The organism is Flavobacterium humidisoli (genome assembly GCF_023272795.1).
Classification (GTDB): domain Bacteria; phylum Bacteroidota; class Bacteroidia; order Flavobacteriales; family Flavobacteriaceae; genus Flavobacterium; species Flavobacterium humidisoli.
The window spans coordinates 5,490,953-5,515,591 of sequence record NZ_CP096829.1; the positions used below are offsets into that span (position 1 = coordinate 5,490,953).

Sequence of the window (24,639 nt, forward strand, 5' to 3'; positions counted from 1 at the left end):
AAAATAGCCCCGAATTAACGAATAATTTAAGTAAAATCGTCAATTCGGGGCTAATCTTTTCTTAGCACCTCAGTACCTCAGTACCTTAGCGACTTAGAGTAAACTCATAAATCTTTCCTCCTATTTTATTTGTTTTTTCGTCGGCGATTAATAAAGTATTGTTGTCTTTAAAGACGATGGCTTCTTTTTGTGAAAAGTGATTTAGATTTAGTTCTGTATGTGTTCCTTTATGGAATAAATCTCCTTTAAAATCTTTAAACAGTAAAACCTTATCATGGCTTAACAAGGCAACTTTTTTCCCGTCTGGACTTATTGTTGCACTTGTCAGCACACAATGATTGTAATTGCTGCACGTCTTAAATTCGCCAATTTTTACTGCTTTCTGAGTTCCTGCAGCATTTTTTATCTTGTAGATAAAAGCTGTCCCATCAAAACCTTTGCTTCTGTTTTTGGTAAAAAGATAGAAATATCCATTTTGTTCAAAGAAACCTTCAACGTCATAAAACATTTCTTTTTTCTTTGGAGGAAATTCTTTTTGTTCTGGATACGAAAATGAAATTTTATATTCGGCTTTGGCCAGATCAGCATTCAATTGATTTTTTGCCACTTTATAAATACACAAATCTTTTCTTTCGTTATCATTATTTCCAAAATCTCCAATGTAGATATTTCCAGCTTTATCTTTTGTAATATCTTCCCAATCAACATTAGTAGCATTTGAAATTGTGATTGTTTTATCCAATTTTCCTTGAGAATTGATAGCATAAATAGCATTTTTATTCCCGCTGTCTTCCAAAGTGTAAAGAGTGCTGGTTTCAGTAAAATAAGTAATTCCAGAAACTTCTTTTAATTTTTTTGGAAGAGAATAAAGTTCTTTTAACTCAGTATCTGACTGCTGCTGACAAGCCAATAAAACTATCGAAACGGCTACTAAAAAAGATTTTTTCATGATATTATTTTTTATTTGCCACAGATTAAAAGGATTATAATGATTTGAAAATCCTTTTAATCTGTGAAATCTGTGGCTAAAACTTTAAACTAAGTTAGTGTTTTTAAAATTACGTGTAATAAATTCAAACGCGGCTTGCATAACGTGCCCCATCGATTTTGCATTTTTGAACTTCATATCGTTAGTATAACGATACAATTCCATTTTTAACTGCATAAGATGTTCATGCGTCGAAATAGTGTCATGACACATTATATTCAGTAATTTTTTTATTCTGGTTTCAGCAGAATGAATACGTTTTGCCAAAATTGCTCTTTCCTCATCTTTATACTGAATAATCGAACGCTCTTCTAATTTCTCTTTGATCAATTGAATCATTGGAAAATTTTCCTTGAAAAACTGCGGGCGGTACACTTTGAAATTTCCTTCATAACATTGCTGATCAAAATCGATTGGACGAATTTTGTAAACAACCTGATCAAAATCGTGAATTGGAACAATTACATAATTGTAAGCGCGCATATCTCCTAAAAGCCGAATCATACAGCGTTCGTTAAATTTCACAAATTCTTTCGCTATCTGCGCTTTTTCCATTTCGCTGCATTTATCAAGAAGTGTGTCCATAAAAACATCACCCGGAATTCCGATAATATGCTCTTCAATCAAGGTATCTTTATACACCAGAAAGTTGATTTTATCCGGAGAAAGAATATCTTCCAATTCTAACCCATAAATACGAGAAGCATCGGCTTTTTTGATATAAAAATGAACATAGTTGTCGTTGAGAATATTTCGAACTTTTATTCTAAAAGGCTTTGAATTTCCAAAAGTGCAATAATCAATAGCATCGACATTCAAAAATTGAATAATCTCATTATTTCCGTCAGAGTGTAAAAGCGAGTATATTTTCTTTAGATTTAAATCAATTTCATTACGCTCAAATTCACCATAATACACCCTAATCCAAAGCGTGTCTGTGTCATGTTTATCATAGACATTTACAGAACCTGAAAATCGAAGCAAGTCGTCGTAAAACACAGAAACTTTAGAAATACGTTCGTATCGCTCTAAATAACTTAAAAGTGGCTGTGTTAAAGGGTAAGACGGTTTTTTTAAAACCATTAAAGGCTCGCTCATTTTGAATATCTTTATTACAAATTTACGTCAATACGATTTAAAGTTAGAATTTAAAGTAACAAAAATCTATTTGGCTCGTCATACTAAAAACTAAAACCAGAAAAATTTGGAAACCATATTAACCATTGAGAATTTAAGTAAAAGATACGGCCGAATTCAGGCTTTGAAAAATGTATCTTTTCAAATACAAAAAGGTCGAGTTTATGGCATTCTAGGGCCAAACGGCAGCGGAAAATCGACTACATTAGGAATTGTTTTGAATGTTGTTAATAAATCGTCTGGCAGTTATCGCTGGTTTGATGGCAATGTGGAAACTCATGATGCTCTGAAAAAAGTTGGCGCCATTATAGAAAGACCCAATTTCTATCCGTACATGACAGCGGAACAAAATCTGAAATTGGTTTGCAAAATCAAAAACATCAACTATTCTAAAGTCAATGAAAAGTTAGAATTAGTTGGATTAAGCGAAAGAAAAGACAGCAAATTTAGCACTTTCTCATTAGGAATGAAACAGCGTCTGGCAATAGCATCAGCACTTTTGAACGATCCCGAAATTTTAATTTTAGATGAACCAACCAACGGACTAGATCCTCAGGGAATTCATCAAATTCGAGATATCATTAAAAAAATTGCTTCGCAAGGAACTACTATTTTGCTTGCTTCTCACTTATTAGATGAAGTAGAAAAAGTTTGTTCGCAAGTAATTGTTTTAAGAAAAGGTGAAGTTTTATATTCTGGTTCTGTTGACGGAATGTCTTCTAACGAAGGTTTCTTTGAGTTGCAAGCCGAAGATAATTTAGTTTTAAAAACAGTTCTATCAGAACATCCTGCTATTGATAGAATTGTTGAAGAAGAGGGAAAAGTTTTAGTTTACTTAAATTCTAACTTATCTGCCTCAGAGTTAAACCAATTTTTATTTTCTAAAAATATTATTTTAAGCCATTTAGTAAAACGTAAAAACAGTTTAGAAGCACAATTTTTAGAATTAACCAAAAACGCCATCGCTCAAAAAAACTAAACCATGAAAAGACTTCTCTCTATAGAACTTCAAAAAATCTGGATGAACAAAGCCAGCCGTGTATTGACCTTAACTTACTTTGTCTTACTTTCTTTTATCGCCTTAATCGCCGCAATAAAATTTGATATAGGTCCTTTCAAATTTCACTTGGCAGAAATGGGGATTTTTAATTTTCCTTTTATCTGGCATTTCAATACGTATGTCGCAGCTTGGCTGAAATTCTTTTTAGCCATTGTAATCGTTTCTATGATGGCGAATGAATATAGCTATGGGACTTTAAAACAGAACTTAATTGATGGTTTAAGCAAAAAAGAATTTATTTTATCCAAATTCTTAACTGTCGTTTTATTTGCTTTTGGATCTACTGTTTTCGTTTTTATTATGAGCTTGCTACTAGGATTATCTTTTTCATCTTATACCGAATTTGGAATTATTTTTTCTGACTTAGATTATCTTTTAGCCTTTTTTGTAAAATTAACAGGATTCTTTTCGTTCTGTTTGTTTTTAGGAATCTTTGTAAAACGTTCTGCTTTTGCCCTTGGTTTTCTTTTAGTTTGGAGCATAATTGAAGCAATCATAAGAGGCACATTAGCTTTTAAAATTTTTCCAAACAGCGATACTGATGAAAAAATCACACAGTTTTTGCCTTTAGAATCAATGTCAAATCTAATTGTTAATCCTGGACCAAGATTATCAGTAATTAAAAATATTGGCACTCAAATGGGAATCGAAACAGAAGGCAATTTCAGTGTAGATTATAGTGCCGTTTTAATCGTTTTAGCTTGGACTTTTGTGTTCATATATTTTTCTTACAAATTATTAAAAAATAGAGATTTGTAGTATATTTGCTACTATGAGTCTTTCAAGATCTTTATTCACAATTTTTATTTTGTGCTGTTTTTATAATAAAATCAGCGCACAGAATATTTCTGTTGATGATACTACGACACCATCCTATTTAATTCAGAATGTTTTAATAAATAGTTCTTGTATTGATGTAGAAAGCGTGACGGCATCGGGAAACCCGAATCTAGGTGGACAGAGTTACGGTTCCTTTACAGCTGGTGCCAATTTTCCTTTTTCAGGAGGAATTGTTTTAGCTACTTCGCCTAGCAAAAATGCAGAAGGACCTTTTTACAAACAAGATTCCAAAGGAGTAAGGATTTTAGGTTGGAATGGTGACGCTGATCTTAATAAAGCTTTAGGAATTACGAATAGCACGCAAGCAACACTTATAGAATTTGATTTTACAGCGCTGACCAATTCAATAAGCTTCAATTATATTTTTGCTTCGAATGAATATCAAACTAATTTTCCTTGCACTTATTCAGATGGATTTGCTTTCTTAATTAAAGAAGTTGGAAGTTCTGAAGAATATAAAAATCTTGCCGTTCTACCTAATTCAACTACAGCAGTGTCAGCTACAACGGTTCATCCTAAAATTGAAACCGTAAAAGACAGTTATGGACAGCCTTTAGAGGGATGTGAAGCTTTAAACGAAAGCTATTTTAATGGCTATAATGCAAATGGAAGCCCCATCAATTATGCAGGGCAAACTATCGTGATGAATGCCTCTACAAGTGTAATTCCGAACAAAAAATACCATTTAAAATTGGTCGTTGCCGATGATGAAACCAGACAATACAACTCTGCCGTTTTTATCGAAGCGGGTAGTTTTATAACTAAAATAAATTTTGGAGAAAACAGAACTGTAGCCAATAACAATCCAGTTTGTTATGGCGAAACTTACGTTTTAAATACCAACTTGGGTACAACAGGATATACTTTTAAATGGTTTAAAAAAGATGCTTCTAACACTTATGCTGAAATTTCAGGTGCTACATCTCCTTCTTACAACGTAACATCGTCGGGAACGTATAAAGTAGAAGCAACCTTGGATAATACAACTTGTGTTTCTGTTGGAGAAATCACTGTTGAATTTGCTCCCGAAATCCCATCGACAAATACTTCTTTGCTTCAATGTGATGATGATACAGATGGTATTTCAATTTTTGATTTAACTAAAGCTGGAAATTTCATCAAAAACAATGATTCTCAAATTATTAATCAGGGATATTATGAAACTTTGGCAGATGCTCAGGCAAAAACAAATCCAATTTCAAATCCCGAACGATACACCAATAAAGGCGCAGATCAAATTATTTTTGCACGAATTGAAAACAAGTTTGGCTGTTATAAAATAGCTGAAATTACACTCAACATCTCTAATTCTACTATTCCAAACCAATCTCCTGTAGAAACTTGCGATGGAGACGATGTGCAAGACGGTTTATATCAATTTGATTTAAACGCAGAAGTGACTCCTCAAATTTTAATGGGTTTGCCGACAGGCTTGGCAATTAATTATTTTTTAACAGCTACTGATGCGCTTACAGAAACCAATCAGCTACCTAATATTTTCAAAAATACAACTCCAAACAGCCAAACGATTTATGCTCGTGTCGTAAATGGCCCAAGTTGTTATGATATTACTTCAATAGAATTAATTGTACACACGTTTGATCCTCCTAATTTTGAAGACGAAACTCATTATTTATGTAAAGGAGACGAAATGACGCTAACCGTTGCGACGGGCTATAGCAGTTATTCATGGTCTAATGGGGGCAGTACTAATTCTACCATAATTAATGGCGCTGGCGATTACTCCGTAACTGTAAAAGATGCAAATGGCTGCCAAAAAACTAAAAATTTTAAAATAATTTTATCCGAACCAGCTTCAATTACTGGAGCAGATGTAAAAGATTTCTCTGGAACTGATAATACAATTCAAGTTCAGTACACTGGTGTTGGAAATTATGAATTTTCTCTCGACGGAACTGTTTTTCAAGATAGCCCTACTTTCACACAAGTAAATCCGGGCATATATAATGTTAAGGCTAGAGACAAAAATGGTTGCGGTTTATCTAATTCATTTTTAGTATATGTTTTGGATTATCCGCGTTTCTTTACTCCAAACGAAGACGGATACAATGATCTTTGGGTCATTAAAAACATTGATCAAATGCCAGATTACACCATTTCTATTTTTGATCGTTACGGAAATTTGCTAAAACAAATGAATCAAAATGGTACAGGCTGGAACGGGATTTTTAACGGAAGACAAATGCCTTCAGACGATTACTGGTTTACTCTTCAATTTATTAATGGAAAAAATGTAAAAGGTCATTTCTCTTTGAAAAGATAGCTTTTTAAGATCTAAAATCTGAAATTCTAAATTTCAATACTGGGTCAAAAACTCCAAACTTTATAAATTCCACTTGTAAACTAAAGCATAAAAAAGAATCCCAAACTCCTTGATTGGAATTTGGGATTTTTTATATTGAAAATTAAATCGAATTAGATTTTATATCTTTTTCTGTCTGTTTCGCTTAAGTAGATTTTTCTTAAACGTAAAGATTTTGGAGTAACTTCAACATACTCATCTTTTTGGATATACTCTAAAGCTTCTTCTAATGAGAATTTGATAGCAGGAATAATTCTAGCTTTATCATCAGCTCCAGAAGAACGTACGTTAGAAAGTTTTTTCGTTTTAGTTACGTTAACCGTCATATCGTCGCTACGAGTGTTTTCTCCAATTACTTGACCTTCATAGATATCCTCGTTAGGATCAACGAAGAATTTACCACGATCTTGTAATTTATCGATAGAATAAGGAATAGCTTTTCCGTTTTCCATAGAGATTAATGAACCATTGTTACGTCCAGGAATTTCTCCTTTGTATGGTTCGTACCCGATGAAACGGTGTGCCATAATAGCCTCACCAGCAGTAGCAGTAAGCAATTGATTTCTTAAACCAATGATTCCACGAGATGGAATGTTGAATTTAATAATCATACGCTCTCCTTTACCTTCCATAGAAAGCATTTCTCCTTTACGGATCGTTACGAACTCAACCGCTCTACCTGAAAGGTTTTCTGGCAAGTCGATAGTTAATTCCTCAATTGGCTCACATTTCACACCATCAACTTCTTTGATGATAACTTGCGGCTGACCAATTTGAAGCTCATACCCTTCTCTTCTCATTGTTTCAATAAGAACAGATAAGTGAAGTACACCACGACCAAAAACCATGAATTTATCAGCAGAATCAGTTTCTCCAACTTTCATCGCCAAGTTTTTCTCAAGCTCTTTTGTTAATCTCTCACGAATATGTCTAGAAGTAACAAATTTACCTTCTTTACCAAAGAAAGGAGAATCATTAATTGTAAACAACATACTCATAGTTGGCTCGTCGATAGCGATTGTCTGTAAAGCTTCTGGATTTTCAAAATCAGCAATAGTATCACCAATTTCGAAACCTTCAATACCTACAACAGCACAAATATCTCCAGCAACAACCTCTTCTACTTTTCTACGGCCTAAACCTTCAAAAGTGTGTAATTCTTTAATTCTAGATTTGATGATTTTACCATCTCTTTTTACTAAAGAAATTGGCATTCCTTCTTTTAAAGTTCCTCTTTCAAGACGTCCGATAGCGATACGACCTGTAAATGAAGAGAAGTCTAAAGATGTGATCAACATTTGAGGAGTTCCTTCAGAAACTTTAGGCGCTGGAACATTAGCGATAACCATATCTAATAATGGTTCAATGTTTTCTGTTTGATTTCTCCAATCATCAGACATCCAGTTGTTTTTAGCAGAACCGTAAACCGCTGGGAAATCCAACTGCTCTTCAGTAGCACCTAATTCAAACATTAAATCAAAAACTTTCTCGTGAACTTCTTCTGGAGTACAGTTTTCTTTATCTACTTTATTGATAACTACACAAGGTTTCAATCCTAAATCGATCGCTTTTTGCAAAACGAAACGAGTTTGAGGCATTGGACCTTCGAAAGCATCAACTAGCAAACATACACCATCGGCCATGTTCAATACACGTTCTACTTCACCTCCAAAATCGGCGTGGCCAGGAGTGTCGATAATATTGATTTTTGTTCCTTTATATTGAACAGATACGTTTTTAGAAGTAATTGTAATACCTCTCTCACGCTCCAAATCATTATTATCTAAGATTAAATCACCTGTGTTTTCGTTCTCACGAAATAACTGACAGTGATACATAATTTTATCAACCAAAGTTGTTTTACCGTGATCGACGTGGGCAATAATTGCAATGTTTCTAATAGATTCCATCTGTGATTTTTAATGGGCGCAAAGGTACACTTTATTTTTTAAAAAAAAATGTTTCTATCATAGTTTGCGTATATACAATCAATTAGTTAATATAAATCATGCAAAATATCGGTTTCAAAATGATATTAACATACGTTTAGTTATAGTTAAATTAACTATATTTGAAGTGATGAAAAGTAAAACTCTCCAAATTACTCTTATTTATACCATCATCTCGATAATTATGGCGGTCCTATGTCATAAATTACTCATAACCTACTTTTCCTCATCAGAATATCTATATCTATCCTTAGTAAAAGATGTTATATTTATTCTAATTACAGTATTGGTTTTTAGCTTTATCCTTTCAAAAAACGAAAAAAGAAACATAACCATTTTTGAAAAGTTAAACAAAACTAACGAAGAAATAAAAGAATCTAATGAGAAATATGACATTGTAGCAAAAGCGACAAGCGATACTATTTGGGATTGGAAAATTCAAGAGGACAGTATTAATTGGAATAAAGGAATTGAAGGTGTTTTTGGCTATGACCCAAAAGAAGTAGGAAAAACTTCTAAATGGTGGTTTGACAAAATTCACCCAGAAGACAGTATCCGAATGTCAATAAAACTATATTCTTTTATAGAACAGAAAACTGAAAAATGGCAAGACCAATACCGTTTTAGATGCGCTGACGGATCGTACAAATATGTTCTGGATCGAGGTTTTTTATTAAAAGATGAAAACGGAAGAGCCATCAGAATGATTGGAGCCATTCAAGATATTACAAAACAAAAGGAAGAAGAACAGCGATTAAAGCTTTTAGAAACCGTAATTACGCAATCTAAAGATTCAATTTTAATTACCGAAGCCAATTCTTCTGAAAGAAAAATACCGAAAATAGTTTATGTAAATCCTGCATTTTCTCAAATGTCGGGTTATCAGTCAAACGAAATCATTGGAAAATCACCGAACATTTTTAAAGGTCCAAAATCGGATTCAGATGAATTAAAAAAACTTCTGAGAGCCATAAAAAATGAAGAGGAATGCTTAATTGAAACCATTACATACACTAAAAGCAAAGAAGAATACTGGGTACGCTTTTCTATGATTCCTATTTTTAATAACGAAGGCGTTATCTCGCACTGGATTTCGATACAAAGAGATATTACAGATGAGAAAAAACTAGAAACAGAAAAAGAACATCTAATTCGAGAATTAACACAAAACAATAAAGACTTAAAGCAATTCTCTTACATTACATCACACAATCTTAGAGCTCCACTTTCTAATTTAATTGGACTATTAAATTTAATGGAAGACATTCCTATAGAAAATGAAGAACTCCAAGAAATAATAGCAGGATTTACAAAATCGACACATTTACTAAATGAAACCATTAATGATTTAGTAAAAGTTATCATTATTAAAGACAATCCTTCAATGCAAAAAGAAGAAGTGTCTCTAAAAGAAGTTTTTGAAAATGTTTTCAGCCAGCTTTCATTTCAGATTGAATTACACAAACCTATAATAAAACTAAAATTTGATAAAGTCCCTGAACTTATTACCAATAAAGCCTATATAGAAAGCATTCTATTAAATCTGCTTACTAATTCTATAAAATACAAATCGGAAAATAGAAAATTAAAAATATCAATAACAGCCGAACAAATAGAACAAAAAACAATCTTAACCTTTAAAGACAACGGAATCGGAATTGACTTAGAAAGAAATCGCGACAAAGTATTTGGACTTTATCAAAGATTCCACAATTATCCCGATAGCAAAGGATTAGGATTATACCTTGTAAAATCGCAGGTAGAAACTATGGGAGGAACAATCTCTATCGAGAGCGAAGTCAATAAAGGAACCACATTTACAATAACATTTAAAAATTAATTATTATGCTTGAGCAGATTTTATGCATCGATGATGACCCTATCACGCTGATGCTATGCAAAAAGGTAATTTCAAAATCTTCATTTTCACATGAAGTCATTACAGCTCAAAACGGTGAAGAAGCCCTTCATCATTTCAATGTTTTAAAATACACCAACGATCAAGCTAAGAAAAGACCAGAATTAATTTTTTTAGATTTAAATATGCCAATTATGGGAGGATGGGAATTTCTGGATCATTTCACTTCTTCAGATTACAAAGAATTTAATACCGTTCCAGTAATCGTATTATCTTCCACTATTGATCCCGAAGATCTTGCTAAAGCAAAAAAATATCCTATTATAATAGATTTCCTTTCCAAACCTATTACACAACCAATGCTAGAATACCTTAAAAAGAAAATTGATTTAGAATAAAATTTAAATCCCAATATCTTAAATTCCAAATCCCAAAACCTTCAATATAAAATTACATTAAGGTTTATAAAATTTTGAATTTCACAAATAGCAAAATTCCAAATTCCAACTATTCATAAAGATTGGAATTTGGAATTTATTTTTTATTGGAATCTCATTTAAATTAGGGGTAAAAACAAAAAAGTCCTCTAAGAAGAGGACTTTTATATATCTTACAAACTGTATTAATTACAATTTAGCAACGTGTTTCGTTAATTTAGACTTCAAGTTAGAAGCTTTATTATCGTGAATGATGTTCTTTTTAGCTAATTTATCAATCATAGAGATTACAGTTGATAATTTTGCAGTAGCATCAGCTTTATCAGTAGCTAATCTTAACGCTTTAATAGCATTACGAGTAGTTTTATGCTGATATCTGTTAAGAACTCTTCTTTTTTCGTTACTTCTGATTCTTTTTAATGCTGACTTATGATTTGCCATTTTCTTTTAATTTTAGATGTAATAATTATTATAAATACTAGTTAAAAAAGAAAAACCTCCCACAATTGTAAAAACAATCACTTTGGTTTTAACTAATAAAACAAAAACCGAGACACCAATTTTTGTTTTACAAAACTTATTTACAACTAATTTGTAGTCCGTAGGGGAATCGAACCCCTGTTACCAGGATGAAAACCTGGCGTCCTAACCCCTAGACGAACGGACCAATATTCTCCTAAGTTGGAAACTTTTCAATATGTAATAAACTTGTAGTCCGTGGGGGAATCGAACCCCCCTTACCAGGATGAAAACCTGGCGTCCTAACCGATAGACGAACGGACCGCGCTTCTGTATTGCGGATGCAAAGATACATCTATTTTTTATTTGCGCAACACCTAATGCAAAAAAATCTATATTTTTTTAATATGCCTTAGCAAAAAGCACTCTTTTAGAAGAAGGTTTCCCAGTAAATACGCAGGTTCCCGCCTCTTCTACAGCATCCAAAGGAATGCAACGAATCGTCGCTTTTGTCAATTCTTTTATCTTCTCTTCTGTCTCAGCAGTTCCATCCCAATGAGCAGATAAAAAGCCTCCTTTTCCTTCTAAAACTTCTTTAAATTCCTCAAAATTATTTACTTCCGTAATATGAGTATTACGATAATCTAATGCTTTTGTAAATAAGTCCGTTTGAATCTGTTCTAAAAGATCATTTACGTGTTCAACGATTTTTTCGTTAGAAACAACTTCTTTTGTCAAATTATCACGTCTTGCCACCTCAAAAGTTCCGTTCTCAAGATCTTTTGGACCAACTGCAATTCTAACAGGCACTCCCTTAAGTTCCCATTCTGCAAATTTAAATCCTGGCTTTTGTGTTGTTCTATCGTCAAACTTGACAGTGATTTTCAGTTTTCTCAATCTAGCTGTCAAATCCTTAACTGCCTCTGTAATTTGAGCCAATTGTTCATCTGTCTTATATATAGGAACAATTACTACTTGAATTGGAGCCAAATTAGGAGGCAACACCAATCCTTGATCATCAGAATGCGTCATAATTAATGCCCCCATTAAACGAGTAGATACTCCCCAAGAAGTTCCCCAAACATGCTCTTGCTTTCCTTCAGCATTAGCAAACTTAACATCAAATGCTTTTGCAAAGTTCTGCCCTAAGAAGTGAGATGTTCCTGCCTGTAATGCTTTTCCGTCTTGCATCAATGCTTCAATACAATATGTTTCGTCTGCTCCAGCAAAACGCTCTGTTTCAGTTTTAAAACCTTTTACAACTGGAATTGCCATAAAGTTTTCTGCAAAATCAGCATAAACATTCATCATTTTCTCTGATTCCTCAATTGCCTCATCTTTTGTAGCGTGAGCAGTATGCCCTTCCTGCCATAAAAACTCAGCAGTTCTTAGAAATAAACGGGTACGCATTTCCCAGCGAACCACATTAGCCCATTGATTAATTAACAAAGGTAAATCTCTATAAGATTGCACCCATCCTTTATATGTAGACCAAATAATAGCTTCACTTGTAGGTCGAACAATAAGCTCTTCCTCTAATTTTGCGTTTGGATCAACCATTAGTTTCCCAGGTCTATCCTCATCGTTTTTCAACCTATAATGCGTTACAACAGCGCATTCTTTTGCAAATCCCTCAGCATTTTTCTCCTCCGCCTCAAACATGCTTTTCGGTACAAACAAAGGAAAATATGCATTTTGATGTCCAGTTTCTTTGAACATACGATCCAACTCAGCTTGCATTTTTTCCCAAATAGCATATCCGTATGGCTTTATTACCATACATCCTCTAACTCCTGAATTTTCAGCTAGATCTGCTTTTACAACCAGTTCGTTATACCATTTCGAATAATCTTCTGATCTTGTAGTAAGGTTCTTACTCATATTATATTTTTTGGCACAAATTTTGTTTTATACAATTTTAACTAAATAGTTTGACAAAACTAACTAATTTTGTAATGTGCAACAATAAAAAACACCACAGATATGAAAACTTACCTTTCACTCCGCCAAAACTCTAATCATTTTTACTTAATCGGATTACTGAGTTTACTGCTAGCATCATGTGGTTCTTACCAAAATTCATCTTATTACGATAATGATGGAGTATATGGTGGTTCATCAGTTAAATATGTACAGACAGGTACAAACAACCAATACAAAGAATATTTCAGATCATTACAAGATGATAATCAACCGACTGAGATATTTACAGACGTTGACAATTACACTAATTATTCAGACAGCACCCAAACTGCATCTGTAGGTTATCCTGCATGGGGAAGCAGCAGCTCTGACGTTTCTGTAAATGTTTATTCTAACCCATCATGGTCAATCGGATTTGGATGGGGATATCCTTACTACGGATGGGGATATGGAGGTTATTACGGATGGGGCTACCCATATTACGGATGGGGATATCCAGGATGGGGTTACCCTGGTTGGGGCTACCCAAGTTGGGGATATCCATACTATGGATACAATTACTCTTATAACTATGGAAGAAGAGGCTCTGCAGGATATTATGGTGACAGAAACTATGCTTATAACAGAAATTACAGCACCAATAGAAACTATACTTCTAACCGAAATTATACCACAAACAGAGGAAGCTACACAACAAATAGAAATTATACCACAAATAGATCAAACGGTTACACTGATTTCAGACGTTCTAATATGAATGGAAGAACAAGCAGCCCTACGTTTACAAACAGAAGATCTTACAACAATAGCTCAGACTACAGCAATAGCAATTACAGCAATAGAAGATCTTACAATAATAGCGGAAATACCACAACAAATAGGACTTATACACCTAGCAATAGTGGCTCATCAAGAACCTATGCCCCTAGCAATAGTGGATCATCAAGAAGCTACACCCCTAGCAATAGTGGTGGAGGTTCTAGATCATACAGCGGCGGTGGCGGCGGTGGCGGAATGAGATCTGGCGGCGGTGGCGGTGGAGGCAGAAGATAATTATTCCTCAACCCTCTAAATTTCTAACTTAAACTTATCAAAATGAAAAAAATATTATTCCTATTTATAACAGGACTAACTGTCAGCGCGTCATATTCACAAGAAGTTTCAGATGCTTTACGTTATTCTCAAGAAAATCTTACTGGAACTGCACGCTATAGAGCCATGAGCGGTGCTTTTGGAGCAGTTGGAGGAGACATTTCTTCTTTAAGCGTAAACCCAGCAGGATCTGCAGTTTTCAATAGCAACCAAGTTGGCGTAACCTTTAGCAATCAAAATATAAAAAACAATTCTAATTATTTTGGCACTCAAACTTCTGATAAAGAAAACTCTTTTATTTTAAATCAAGCGGGAGGTGTTTTTGTATTCAAAAACAACAACCCAAACGTTGGATGGAATAAAATTGCAATTGGTGCAACTTATGAGAATACAAACAATTTTAACAACCAAGTTTTTTCAGCTGGAACCAATCCCACCAATTCTGTAGATGGCTATTTCTTAGATTACGCGAACGGAATTCCATTGGGAAACATTGCAAATGCAGATTATAGAGATTTAAATTATAGTCAACAACAAGCTTTTTTTGGACTTGAAGGATACGTAATCAATCCCGTAACAGGAGACAACAACAACACACAATATTTCACAAACGTTCCTGCTGGAGGAAATTACCATCAAGAAAATGAAATCTACACCAGAGGCTATAATAGCAAAATAGGCTTTAACATTGCAACCTCTTATAAAGACAGATTATATTTTGGAGCGAACTTAAATGTCCACATCACAGACTACAGAAGAACGTCAAGTTTCTATGAGTACAACAACAACCCTTTAGAGACCTACGAAACTATTTCTAATGTACGTTTCAATAATGAACTTTATACATACGGAAACGGTTTCTCTTTCCAACTTGGAGCAATTGGCAAAGTTACTGATGCTTTTAGACTTGGAATAGCATACGAATCAAATACATGGTATGAACTTTACGATGAATTATCACAAAGTTTATATTCAACTACAGAAACTAGCGCCGGTGAGACTTTTAATAATTCTATAAATCCAAACATTGTAAACGTATACGAGTCTTACACTTTACAAACTCCAGACAAATGGACTTTTAGCGCAGCTTATGTTTTTGGAAAATCAGGTTTATTAAGCGTTGATTATGGCATAAGAAATTATGGCAACAGCAAATTTAAACCTACAAATGATGCTGCTTTTAGAGGGATCAATAATGACATCAGTAATACTTTAACTAGTACTGGCGAACTTCGTATTGGTGCCGAATATAAAATCAAACAGCTAAGCCTAAGAGGCGGATATCGTTATGAAGGAAGCCCTTATAAAAACGGAATTACAGTAGGTGAATTAAACAGCTATTCTGCTGGTTTAGGTTATAATTTTGGATCTACAAAGCTTGACCTTGCTTATTCCTATTTGGAAAGAGAGTCAAATCAAGGTTTCTTTTCAAGAGGATTTACAGATGGAGCTAACATTACATCAAAACTAAACAATGTTACTATGACTTTATTATTTGAATTGTAATTAAAAATCAAAATAGATGATTGAAAATTTCCATCAGGTTTTACTTGATGGATTTTTTTTTACCATTTGAAAGACCTTTGTTTTTAGTTTAATTTAAAATGAATAGTCAAGAAGTCAGAACTACTTCATAAAAAACAGCTAAAACAAACTGAAACTAGTGTTGTTTGAATAAAAAAAGTGTAATTTTGCACTCCAATTTATAAAAGTATGAGAACCAAGTCTTTAAAAAAGAACAAAATTAACGTAATCACTCTTGGGTGTTCAAAAAATGTTTATGACAGTGAAGTCCTAATGGGACAGCTGCGTGCAAATGGAAAAGAAGTTGAACATGAAGCTCCTGCAGAAAAAGAAGGAAACATTATTGTAATCAATACTTGCGGATTTATTGATAATGCAAAAGCAGAATCGGTAAATATGATTTTGGAATATGCCGACAAAAAAGACAGAGGACTTGTAGACAAAGTGTTTGTAACAGGATGTTTGTCTGAGCGTTACAGACCAGATTTAGAAAAAGAAATTCCGAACGTTGACCAATATTTTGGAACAACAGAATTACCTCAATTGCTAAAAGCTTTAGGTGCAGATTATAAACATGAATTACTTGGAGAGCGTTTAACGACAACTCCTAAAAATTATGCTTATTTAAAAATTGCCGAAGGATGCGATAGGCCTTGTAGTTTTTGCGCAATTCCTTTAATGAGAGGTTCTCATGTTTCGCAACCAATTGAAAAATTGGTCAAAGAAGCTCAAGGTCTTGCTAAAAATGGGGTTAAAGAATTAATATTAATTGCTCAAGACTTAACTTACTACGGACTTGATCTTTATAAAAAAAGAAATTTAGCAGAACTATTAGAAGCTCTAGCAGCTGTTGAAGGAATCGAATGGATTCGTTTACATTATGCTTACCCTACTGGTTTCCCTATGGACGTTTTAGAATTAATGAAACGTAAGCCAAAAATCTGCAACTATATAGATATCCCACTGCAACACATTTCAGATTCTATTCTAAAATCGATGCGTCGCGGGACAACTCAAGCTAAAACTACTCAGTTATTAAAAGATTTCCGTGCAGCAGTTCCTGGAATGGCAATTAGAACTACATTAATTGTTGGTTATCCAGGCGAAACTCAAGAAGATTTTGAAATTTTGAAAGATTTCGTTCAGGAAATGAAATTTGATAGAATGGGATGTTTTGCTTATTCTCATGAAGAAAATACTCATGCTTATTTATTGGAAGACAATGTTCCAGATGATGTAAAACAAGCTAGAGCAAACGAAATTATGGAACTGCAATCTCAAATTTCTTGGGATTTGAATCAGGAGAAAGTTGGCAAAGTTTTCAGATGTATTATTGACAGAAAAGAAGGTGCTCATTTTGTGGGACGTACAGAATTTGACAGTCCAGATGTTGACAACGAAGTTCTAATTGATGCTTCTAAACATTATGTAAAAACTGGAGAATTTGTTAATATAAAAATAATTGAAGCAACAGAATTTGATTTATACGGAGAACCTGCTTAAATTTACACATAACTATTGCTAACATTAGACAAAATACTTTTATGAAACCTACGCTAAACTTAATTATTTTCGTTTTCACTTTATTCTGTTTCAATACTGTTTCTGCTCAATATGGAAACGGATACTACAATAATGGTTATGGTAACGGTTATGGACGAGGGGGCGGAATAGGCATGGATAGAAGTATGATGGCTGGTCCGCAAAGCACACCAAGCAAGCCTAAGGAAACTCCTCCTGAGCAAACTGCAGCACTGATTGTGGATCAGATGAAACAGCAAATCAATTTAGATGAATTGCAGTCAATTGCAATTTCTAATGTTTTGGCTGATAGTATACGCGAACAAGGTATTTTATTAAAAAACGAAAGTAGTAGCCAAGATCAAAAAATTGAGCAGATAAAAGCGTTACGCGAAAGTACCGATAAAAAAATTAGCGCTTTTTTAAATCCAGACCAAGTTGAAAAGTATAAAACTTTCATGGATTCTTTAAAAGAAGTAAAAAAGACTAAATCAAAAAAGAAAAAAGATAAAGATTCTAAAGAAGATTCCAAAGAAGTAAAAGACCTTCCAGATACGAAAATTTCAGAATAATCGTTATTAACTATAAAACAACGAATTATGACAAAAAAGCATTTTTGTTATCTGATTTTAGCTATTATAATTAGTTCTTGCTCTACAAATCCGTACAAGACTACAGAAAAAGCTTATGATCAGCAACTGAAAACTTTAGAAAACCAGATTACAAGCAAAGAAGCCAAAACAATTCCTGCGGTTCCACCTTTGGCAATTGACACTTCTTATGCACAACAGCTAGGAATCGTAAAAGACACTTTATCTAAAACCGGCTCTACTTATTTGGTAAACGGAATAAATACAGAATGGGTTGGTACTGTAAATTTTAATTTAAGAAAACCAAGTTTTGTTATTATTCATCATACTGCGCAAGATTCGCTACAGCAGACGATTAATACTTTTACAAAAACCAAAACTCAAGTAAGTGCTCATTATATCATTTCTGAAAACGGAAAGGTGGTCCAAATGCTTAATGATTATCTAAGAGCTTGGCATGCTGGAAATTCTACTTGGGGAAAAACAACAGATTTAAACTCTTGTTCGATTGGTATTGAATTAGACAATAATGGTTTTAAACCTTTTACTGAGGCGCAAATTAACAGCTTACTGGCTTTGTTAACTAAACTAAAAAAGGATTACAACATTCCTACTCAAAACTTTTTAGGCCATGCTGATATTGCACCAGGAAGAAAACAAGATCCGAGCGCGTTATTTCCGTGGAAAATTTTAGCAGAAAAAGGATTCGGAATTTGGCCAGACGAAATCTTAGAACCTGCTCCCTTTGATTTTAAAATTGAACCAGCACTTAGAATAATAGGCTATAATACTAAAAATTTAAGTGCCGCAATTCAAGCTTTTAAACTGCATTATATTCAAACTGATGCAACATCAGTTTTAGATAGAAAAACCATCGATACAATTTATTCGATATATAGAAAACAGGTTCAATAAACCTCAGCAATAAAATTTAAAAAGCGTTTCTATTAATTTAGGAACGCTTTTTTATTTCCATATAGTGGGTAGCTTCAAATAGAGAGTCAAGAACAAAGAAGAAAGAGGAAAGAGGAAAGAACAAAGAACAAAGAAGAAAGAACAAAGAAGAAAGAAGAAAGAAGAAAGAAGAAAGAAGAAAGAGGAAAGAAGGAAGAATAAGGAGCTGAGAAACTTTATATTGAAGTTTAAAACAAACACAAAAAAGAGCCAAGAAACCCGAAACTTGGAACTTGGAACTTGAAACTTGAAACTTGAAACTTGAAACTTGAAACTTGAAACTTGAAACAACTAAACCACTCTGCACTGAAAGTGCAGAGGTTTGTTTGACCAGAGACTGAAAGTCTCTCAATTTTGAAAACTTTTTATCAAAACTAAAAAAGTCAAAAGATTATATTTTTTCGTATTACTAAAGTACTGCAATAAATTGCAGGGTTTTAAACCCCGATCTGAGACCAATAAAAAAGCTGCCAAAACATTAGAATGTTTCGACAGCTCCAAAAAAAAAAAAAAAATATCAATCTTTATCTCTAGAAAGAGTATGTTGTTGCAATTAAACCATAGAAGCTTCCTCCTGTTGGCAATGCATTTTTATCTAAAAATATATCCTCAGAAGCAGCATCGTATCTTAATTCAGGAATTATTGTAAGTTTACCAACTTTGTAATTTAAAGAAACTGTGTTGGCAAATACACTTGATCCTGCTAAAGTTCCTAAACTTGGAGCAGCGTCTTTTGCATCAAAATATTCTATTCTGTAAGCCAATAATAATGCTGGGTTGAAAGTATAATTAGCATAACCTACCACAGAAAACCAATCTCCATCTAAATTGCTATCAAAATCATTTGTTGTTTTTGCATAAGTTGCATTTAATCCAAGAGCAAAACTATCACTAATTGTTTTAGACGCAGTTAAATCAAACTGTGTTTTATTTTCGTCTGAAACTGGAATTGTACTTCCTGGAATTGGATTACTACTTCCTGTTGTAAAATTTAAATACGCACTCCCTGTATCGCCAATATATCCTACTTGACCGATGAATGTTTTTTGGTAAGAACCTGCATCCATAGCCGATTTAAAATCTGTCGGGTTGGTTAATCCTAACATCGCAGTAAATTGACCTGAAGTATATTGTGCTTTAACCCCAGTATTAAAAAATGGCCCATAAGAAAACGCATACGACATACTGTAATTTTTGTTATCTACTGCATCTAACACTTCATATCCAATGTGGGTTCCGAAACTACCTGCCACTACCTTAAACTCTTCAGTTAAATTGTATGTGAAAAATAATTGTTTAATCATAAATTTTGCGCTTGCATCTTTATCTGGCGTTTCATTATATGAAAATTCTGCTGCTCTTTTTCCGAAACCTAAGTCTACAAAAACAGAAGCTTTTCCAAAAGTATGACCTGCTTCAATCGACGCCATTCCTAATTCGAATGAATTCTGTGAGTTGGTAAAGCTCGTTAATCCATTCATTTGTTTTGAAAAATCATATTTATAGTACGCATCTGCAGAACCTCCCCATGTGGTTGCTGGAGCGGTAGCGGCTGCTTCCTCTTCTTGGGCAAAGGCAAAAGAACTTGTTAACATCGCGGCTAAAATGTGAAATGCTTTTTTCATGTTTTAATTTGGTTTTTAGTTATTAATTGATTCTGGTTAGTTAATCTTTTTATATATCTATTTTAATAGTATAAGTCATTTCTAAAACCTTGCATGCGCCCTTCAAATCATCATCATTTTCATTAGCGAATTTATTAACTTTTGTATGAGTAGAATAATTCAAAACCGCTTTTTTGACGTTTTAGACGAAGAATTACGGATTACAAAAATTAAATCTCCAATAATCGTGATTTGACATTTATAGATTATTGTTTTTGAAAATTCAACAACAAAATTTTAAGCGTTTTTTTAATTTTTACACATCATAAAGCAAAAAATACTACAAAAACCCATAGTAATTCAATAAATAAATCAACACAAAAGACAAGTACCCCTATTTTTATAGGGGTGAAATCCAAAATATATAAAAATTAAAAAAAATAATAATATTCAAAAAACAATATAACCTTATCTTTTTACTTCAAATAAATTCTTACAAAAACAAACCATTTAAACCCTATGCTACGCTATAAACCTCAACTTCATTTCTCAAAAAAAATGAAGAGAAAAAAAACTGTACTTGTATGTCTAATAAAGGTTGCTGGAAATTACATTTGTTCAAATATTGGCATAAAAAAAAGACGCACCTTCGAGTGCGTCCGTTTTTTGTCAATCCTATTAAATACAAAGCATTAAAATCTTTTCATGATTTTAGTCCTTAAGGCGATATCCTGTCTCTTTCCAATTTGCAGGCAAATATCTTTCATAAGTCCATTGATTGTATTTTTTAAAATATTCACGGGCCTTTACGCCAGATTCTTTCAGGTCTTTATTTTTCCATTTTCCTCCCGACTTAGCAGATTTATATAAAATCGAGCAGGTTTCATCTTTATCAGAAACAGACCATAAAATCCAACTCAATTTTCTCTCCTCCATCCAATCTATATAGTCTTGCCAAGCTTGGTAATTTAATGGGCCGTCACCGGAAGCCTCCATCCCTGCAGATTCTGAAATAAAAATTGGAAGTCCTTTTTTTATTGCGGCATCAGTTCTGTCTCGTAATTCTTTCCCGTGGGTAGCGGCGTAAAAATGCATTGTGTACATTATATTATCATACCCCAAAATAGGATCTGAAGCAGGAAGATCTATATCTTGATCCCAATGCGGTGAGCCTACCAAAATTATATTATCAGGATCATTTTCTCTAATTACCTTAATTATCTCTTCAGAATAAGCTTTAACCTCTGCCCACGTTTCATAATCAGGTTCATTAAATATCTCATATATAATGTTAGGATAGTTACCATACTTTTTTGATATCTTTTCAAAGAACTCTTTAGCTTCTTTCAAATTAATATTATGGGTATGCCAATCAACAATCACATACATATCCTCTTTTATTGCTCCTTTAATAACGGCTTCTATTTTCTTTTTTGAAAATTCTGGATTCTTCATATACGAATACTCACCAAGCTCCACTCCTAATGCAGCACGAACAATGTTGCAATTAAAATCTTTTCTTAACCAACTTACTGCCTTTTTATTGTAAAATCTTGGCCACATACTATGCCATCCAAAACTCATTCCTCTTAAAACAATTGGCTCTTTATTTTTATTTACTAATTGCGTACCATTTACACTAAGTTTTCCATGTGTCTCCACCTGAGCATTTGAAAATGAAAACCCCAACATAAAAACAAGCGCTAAAATTTTACTCACCTTCATAATCAGTTAGATTTAAGGAATTAACTTTAAAGTAATCACATCATGAGGAGCTATTTCAGCCGTAAAAGCCTTTTTTGTATTTCCGATTTCTTTGTTTTTCCAAAGGTCTTTTATTTTGAAAATTGTCTTATCAAAATCGGCTTCATAACCAAAATCAGCATCTTTGATATTGTTTTTCTTCCAATCGAAATATACTTTTTTTGAAGTTTCGGTTCTATTGACAAAGCTTACTGCCCATGCTCCATCAGAAAGTGGTTTTACCCATACTTCCACTCCATCTAAAATTGCATATTTAAAACCTTGAATTCCAAGCTTATCTTGATTTACAGAAAGCAATTCTTTATTGGTTAAAATTGCCAAAGTTTCTTTAGACATTTTACGATAATCGTTTCCTGTAAATAAAGGAGAAGAAAGCATACACCACATTGCGAAATGCGTTTTATCTTCGGTATCATTCATTTCATTTCCAACTTCCATCATATCAAAATCATTCCAATGATCTGGACCTGAATATTTACGAATATCTTTTCTCATATCAGCAATTTTCATGAATCCCCAAGATGACCAATTTTCAGGATGTTTGAATTCGCAGTCAAAACAAGGATAAATATCTCCTGAAATTCTCCAAAGATTTCCAACTGGTTTTCCCCATTCCCACGGCTGATTATCTCCCCATTCGCAAAGACTAAAAACAATTGGTCTTCCAGCTGTTTTTAAGGCATTACTCATTGTGGTGTAAGCTTCTTTGGCCGTGATCCCTTCTGTATTACACCAGTCGTATTTCAAGAAATCAATTCCGAGTTTTGCATAAAATCTAGCATCTTGATATTCGTAACCTCTTGTTCCAGGATAACCTGCGCAAGTTTTTGTTCCAGCACAATTATACAATCCGAACTTTAAACCTTTATTGTGAACATACTCTATAAGCGCTTTCATTCCGCTTGGAAATTTTTCTGGATCAGGTACTAAATCACCGTTTGTGTCACGCTCGTGCGTCATCCATCCGTCATCTAAAACAATATAATTATAACCCGCCGCTGCCAAACCAGAAGAAACCATGATATCGGCCGTTTCTTTTACTAACTTTTCATCAATATTAGTGGCAAACGTATTCCATGAATTCCACCCCATTGGCGGTGTCATTGCAAGACCATCAAATTTTCCACCTTGCTGTTTATGAGTATTCCCTTGACCGAAAGCAAAACTTGAAATACCGAGAAGAAGTCCTAAAACTATTTTTTTCATTTTTTACGTATTTAAAAAATATTATAAAAAGATATTCCCTAATTTCTCAATTAGGGAATATCTCAAACTAACTCAAAAACCTATTTTTTTATAAAAATCCTATATCATCTATATAAAGAATACTAGATGGAGTAATTGTTCCTCCCGAAAATTCTTGAATAAACACACTATCAAAATTTCCATCAGTTAAAAGTTCAGGATGCAAAGCTGAAATAGGAATTGAAATATTATTCCATTGCCCTGGCACTAAAGTTACAGTCGTACCTTTAGCAGAATCGCCTGTATCACTATTTATGGTAACCATAATTTTAGTGCTTTCTGTTGGGAATATAGACATTTTGACAAATTGGTAATCTGTAGCATGCAGAAGAAGATCGGAGTGCATGAAAAGTCCGCTCCAAGCTTCTGCAACTTTTTTGATTGCATTAGTTCCTCTGCTCACTTTTTCGGTGCTTTCCCAGGTAATGTCGCCTCCCCAGCCCCAGCCCCATCCTTTCAATGAGTCTTCGTATAATAAATATTTAAGCCCTATTCCGCTTGGAGCAGACACTCCAAACTCAGTTTCTACAACAATAAGCGCATATGAATCAAAATCAGCTGGAACTGTTGCTTTTATTTCTGTTTTAGAAACCGCAGTAAACGTAGCTTCAGTAGATCCGAACTTAACACTTTTAACTTTTACAAAATTCTGTCCGGTAATTGTAATAACATCTCCCGGAGAAGCCAATACTTGCGATAATCCTGAAATTACTGGCGCTGGCGGAGTTAACTCAATAACATTGCTTAAAACATTTACGAAACCATTTGTTCCGTAATAATCTAATCCTGGAGCTTCTTTATCAGATCCGTTTACCTTTAAAACACCGTTGGTTACGTTAATGCTTAACAAGTATAAATCTGAATTTACAGCATTTGCCATTGTAGCATAATCTCCCGTTTCTAAATAATCGGCTTCAACTCCTGCAAGTTTGCCCACTCTTTTTTTAACACCTTTAATAACGTGACTTAAAACAAGTTGCTTTAAATCTTCTACAGGAACTAGCGTAATATCTGGATATCCAAGTTCATTCACATAACCACTGGCTACCAAATAAGCATCGAAAGTAGCGTCGTTAGGAACAAAATACGTGTAATTATCAGGTGTATTTAATGTCGATTCTAAACCCGCTAATTTTATTGCTTTTGTAAACGTAGTTAAATTACTATTTGCCTGAATTAAGCCATACGCTGTATTATAATTTTGCTGTGCTCCCCCAATATCTTCAATTTCGTTATCGCAGGAAGAAGCTGCAACAACCAAAAAGACACTTAGAGCAATATGTTTTATTTTACTATATATATTTTTCATAAATTCTCTTTTAGTTTTTTAATTATGGATTCTGATTAATAGACTGAACTTTTGTCGAAATC

General features: G+C 33.6%; 19 protein-coding genes and 2 tRNA genes. 10 read left to right on the top strand and 11 right to left on the bottom strand.

Annotated features, from left to right (window positions below; all coding sequences use genetic code 11):
- Positions 1–85: 85 nt before the first annotated feature.
- Together M0M44_RS23095 and M0M44_RS23100 are read right to left on the bottom strand one after the other, a co-directional pair.
- Complete coding sequence (locus M0M44_RS23095; RefSeq protein ID WP_248727852.1) at positions 86–949, bottom strand: SdiA-regulated/phytase-like domain-containing protein; 864 nt, start codon at positions 947–949, stop codon at positions 86–88.
- Positions 950–1,033: 84 nt separating this feature from the next.
- The gene (locus tag M0M44_RS23100; protein ID WP_248727853.1) at positions 1,034–2,086 is read right to left on the bottom strand and encodes a hypothetical protein; all 1,053 of its coding nucleotides are present in this window, start codon (positions 2,084–2,086) and stop codon (positions 1,034–1,036) included.
- Between the two features lie 106 nt (positions 2,087–2,192).
- Between M0M44_RS23100 and M0M44_RS23105 the strand changes: the two genes are divergently transcribed.
- From M0M44_RS23105 to M0M44_RS23115, 3 genes are read left to right on the top strand one after another with little or no spacing between them, the layout of a single operon-like run.
- Positions 2,193–3,104 carry an ABC transporter ATP-binding protein gene (locus M0M44_RS23105; RefSeq protein ID WP_248727854.1) on the top strand — a complete coding sequence of 304 codons (912 nt, stop codon included), beginning with the start codon at positions 2,193–2,195 and terminating at the stop codon, positions 3,102–3,104.
- Positions 3,105–3,107: 3 nt separating this feature from the next.
- On the top strand, positions 3,108–3,944 hold the full coding sequence (locus M0M44_RS23110) for an ABC transporter permease (RefSeq protein ID WP_248727855.1): 837 nt from the start codon (positions 3,108–3,110) through the stop codon (positions 3,942–3,944).
- A 13-nt stretch (positions 3,945–3,957) separates the two neighbouring features.
- Entirely contained in the window at positions 3,958–6,309 is a 2,352-nt protein-coding gene (locus M0M44_RS23115) for a choice-of-anchor L domain-containing protein (protein ID WP_248727856.1), read from the top strand.
- Positions 6,310–6,461: 152 nt separating this feature from the next.
- Here the strand turns inward: M0M44_RS23115 and typA are convergent, their stop codons facing one another.
- Positions 6,462–8,258 (bottom strand): translational GTPase TypA, encoded by a 1,797-nt coding sequence (gene typA / locus M0M44_RS23120; RefSeq protein ID WP_248727857.1) that lies wholly within the window; start codon positions 8,256–8,258, stop codon positions 6,462–6,464.
- A 169-nt stretch (positions 8,259–8,427) separates the two neighbouring features.
- Between typA and M0M44_RS23125 the strand changes: the two genes are divergently transcribed.
- Positions 8,428–10,137: a PAS domain-containing sensor histidine kinase gene (locus tag M0M44_RS23125; protein ID WP_248727858.1), complete on the top strand. Its 1,710-nt coding sequence runs from the start codon at positions 8,428–8,430 to the stop codon at positions 10,135–10,137.
- 5 nt (positions 10,138–10,142) lie between these two features.
- The gene (locus M0M44_RS23130) at positions 10,143–10,553 is read left to right on the top strand and encodes a response regulator (protein ID WP_248727859.1); all 411 of its coding nucleotides are present in this window, start codon (positions 10,143–10,145) and stop codon (positions 10,551–10,553) included.
- 228 nt (positions 10,554–10,781) lie between these two features.
- On the opposite strand, the gene rpsT is transcribed toward M0M44_RS23130, so the two are convergent.
- From rpsT to proS, 4 genes are all read right to left on the bottom strand, one after another.
- Entirely contained in the window at positions 10,782–11,033 is a 252-nt protein-coding gene (rpsT, locus tag M0M44_RS23135; RefSeq protein ID WP_073417115.1) for a 30S ribosomal protein S20, read from the bottom strand.
- A gap of 154 nt (positions 11,034–11,187) precedes the next feature.
- Positions 11,188–11,259 (bottom strand) — tRNA-Glu (locus M0M44_RS23140).
- A 44-nt stretch (positions 11,260–11,303) separates the two neighbouring features.
- Positions 11,304–11,375: transfer RNA gene (locus M0M44_RS23145), tRNA-Glu, on the bottom strand.
- Between the two features lie 78 nt (positions 11,376–11,453).
- The gene (proS, locus tag M0M44_RS23150; protein WP_248727860.1) at positions 11,454–12,932 is read right to left on the bottom strand and encodes a proline--tRNA ligase; all 1,479 of its coding nucleotides are present in this window, start codon (positions 12,930–12,932) and stop codon (positions 11,454–11,456) included.
- Positions 12,933–13,034: 102 nt separating this feature from the next.
- Between proS and M0M44_RS23155 the strand changes: the two genes are divergently transcribed.
- The 5 genes from M0M44_RS23155 (at position 13,035) to M0M44_RS23175 (ending at position 18,616) form a co-directional block, all read left to right on the top strand.
- Entirely contained in the window at positions 13,035–14,027 is a 993-nt protein-coding gene (locus M0M44_RS23155) for a hypothetical protein (RefSeq protein WP_248727861.1), read from the top strand.
- 42 nt (positions 14,028–14,069) lie between these two features.
- The gene (locus tag M0M44_RS23160) at positions 14,070–15,572 is read left to right on the top strand and encodes an OmpP1/FadL family transporter (protein ID WP_248727862.1); all 1,503 of its coding nucleotides are present in this window, start codon (positions 14,070–14,072) and stop codon (positions 15,570–15,572) included.
- A 207-nt stretch (positions 15,573–15,779) separates the two neighbouring features.
- Positions 15,780–17,093: a 30S ribosomal protein S12 methylthiotransferase RimO gene (gene rimO / locus M0M44_RS23165; RefSeq protein WP_248727863.1), complete on the top strand. Its 1,314-nt coding sequence runs from the start codon at positions 15,780–15,782 to the stop codon at positions 17,091–17,093.
- Positions 17,094–17,134: 41 nt separating this feature from the next.
- Positions 17,135–17,683 carry a hypothetical protein gene (locus M0M44_RS23170; RefSeq protein ID WP_248727864.1) on the top strand — a complete coding sequence of 183 codons (549 nt, stop codon included), beginning with the start codon at positions 17,135–17,137 and terminating at the stop codon, positions 17,681–17,683.
- A 27-nt stretch (positions 17,684–17,710) separates the two neighbouring features.
- On the top strand, positions 17,711–18,616 hold the full coding sequence (locus M0M44_RS23175) for an N-acetylmuramoyl-L-alanine amidase (RefSeq protein ID WP_248727865.1): 906 nt from the start codon (positions 17,711–17,713) through the stop codon (positions 18,614–18,616).
- Positions 18,617–19,185: 569 nt separating this feature from the next.
- Here the strand turns inward: M0M44_RS23175 and M0M44_RS23180 are convergent.
- The 4 genes from M0M44_RS23180 to M0M44_RS23195 form a co-directional block, all read right to left on the bottom strand.
- Complete coding sequence (locus tag M0M44_RS23180) at positions 19,186–20,280, bottom strand: outer membrane beta-barrel protein (protein WP_248727866.1); 1,095 nt, start codon at positions 20,278–20,280, stop codon at positions 19,186–19,188.
- A gap of 690 nt (positions 20,281–20,970) precedes the next feature.
- Entirely contained in the window at positions 20,971–21,984 is a 1,014-nt protein-coding gene (locus M0M44_RS23185) for a glycoside hydrolase family 5 protein (protein WP_248727867.1), read from the bottom strand.
- 12 nt (positions 21,985–21,996) lie between these two features.
- The gene (locus M0M44_RS23190) at positions 21,997–23,229 is read right to left on the bottom strand and encodes a glycoside hydrolase family 27 protein (protein WP_248727868.1); all 1,233 of its coding nucleotides are present in this window, start codon (positions 23,227–23,229) and stop codon (positions 21,997–21,999) included.
- 88 nt (positions 23,230–23,317) lie between these two features.
- Entirely contained in the window at positions 23,318–24,577 is a 1,260-nt protein-coding gene (locus M0M44_RS23195; RefSeq protein ID WP_248727869.1) for a fasciclin domain-containing protein, read from the bottom strand.
- Positions 24,578–24,639 lie beyond the last annotated feature (62 nt).

What these genes read in the sequence shown, in the direction of transcription:
- M0M44_RS23095 (WP_248727852.1), bottom strand. Translation starts at nt 949, where the DNA reads ATGAAAAAATCTTTTTTAGTAGCCGTTTCGATAGTTTTATTGGCTTGT.
- M0M44_RS23100 (WP_248727853.1), bottom strand. Translation starts at nt 2,086, where the DNA reads ATGAGCGAGCCTTTAATGGTTTTAAAAAAACCGTCTTACCCTTTAACA.
- M0M44_RS23110 (WP_248727855.1), top strand. Translation starts at nt 3,108, where the DNA reads ATGAAAAGACTTCTCTCTATAGAACTTCAAAAAATCTGGATGAACAAA.
- M0M44_RS23115 (WP_248727856.1), top strand. Translation starts at nt 3,958, where the DNA reads ATGAGTCTTTCAAGATCTTTATTCACAATTTTTATTTTGTGCTGTTTT.
- typA (WP_248727857.1), bottom strand. Translation starts at nt 8,258, where the DNA reads ATGGAATCTATTAGAAACATTGCAATTATTGCCCACGTCGATCACGGT.
- M0M44_RS23125 (WP_248727858.1), top strand. Translation starts at nt 8,428, where the DNA reads ATGAAAAGTAAAACTCTCCAAATTACTCTTATTTATACCATCATCTCG.
- M0M44_RS23130 (WP_248727859.1), top strand. Translation starts at nt 10,143, where the DNA reads ATGCTTGAGCAGATTTTATGCATCGATGATGACCCTATCACGCTGATG.
- rpsT (WP_073417115.1), bottom strand. Translation starts at nt 11,033, where the DNA reads ATGGCAAATCATAAGTCAGCATTAAAAAGAATCAGAAGTAACGAAAAA.
- proS (WP_248727860.1), bottom strand. Translation starts at nt 12,932, where the DNA reads ATGAGTAAGAACCTTACTACAAGATCAGAAGATTATTCGAAATGGTAT.
- M0M44_RS23155 (WP_248727861.1), top strand. Translation starts at nt 13,035, where the DNA reads ATGAAAACTTACCTTTCACTCCGCCAAAACTCTAATCATTTTTACTTA.
- M0M44_RS23160 (WP_248727862.1), top strand. Translation starts at nt 14,070, where the DNA reads ATGAAAAAAATATTATTCCTATTTATAACAGGACTAACTGTCAGCGCG.
- rimO (WP_248727863.1), top strand. Translation starts at nt 15,780, where the DNA reads ATGAGAACCAAGTCTTTAAAAAAGAACAAAATTAACGTAATCACTCTT.
- M0M44_RS23170 (WP_248727864.1), top strand. Translation starts at nt 17,135, where the DNA reads ATGAAACCTACGCTAAACTTAATTATTTTCGTTTTCACTTTATTCTGT.
- M0M44_RS23175 (WP_248727865.1), top strand. Translation starts at nt 17,711, where the DNA reads ATGACAAAAAAGCATTTTTGTTATCTGATTTTAGCTATTATAATTAGT.
- M0M44_RS23180 (WP_248727866.1), bottom strand. Translation starts at nt 20,280, where the DNA reads ATGAAAAAAGCATTTCACATTTTAGCCGCGATGTTAACAAGTTCTTTT.
- M0M44_RS23185 (WP_248727867.1), bottom strand. Translation starts at nt 21,984, where the DNA reads ATGAAGGTGAGTAAAATTTTAGCGCTTGTTTTTATGTTGGGGTTTTCA.
- M0M44_RS23190 (WP_248727868.1), bottom strand. Translation starts at nt 23,229, where the DNA reads ATGAAAAAAATAGTTTTAGGACTTCTTCTCGGTATTTCAAGTTTTGCT.
- M0M44_RS23195 (WP_248727869.1), bottom strand. Translation starts at nt 24,577, where the DNA reads ATGAAAAATATATATAGTAAAATAAAACATATTGCTCTAAGTGTCTTT.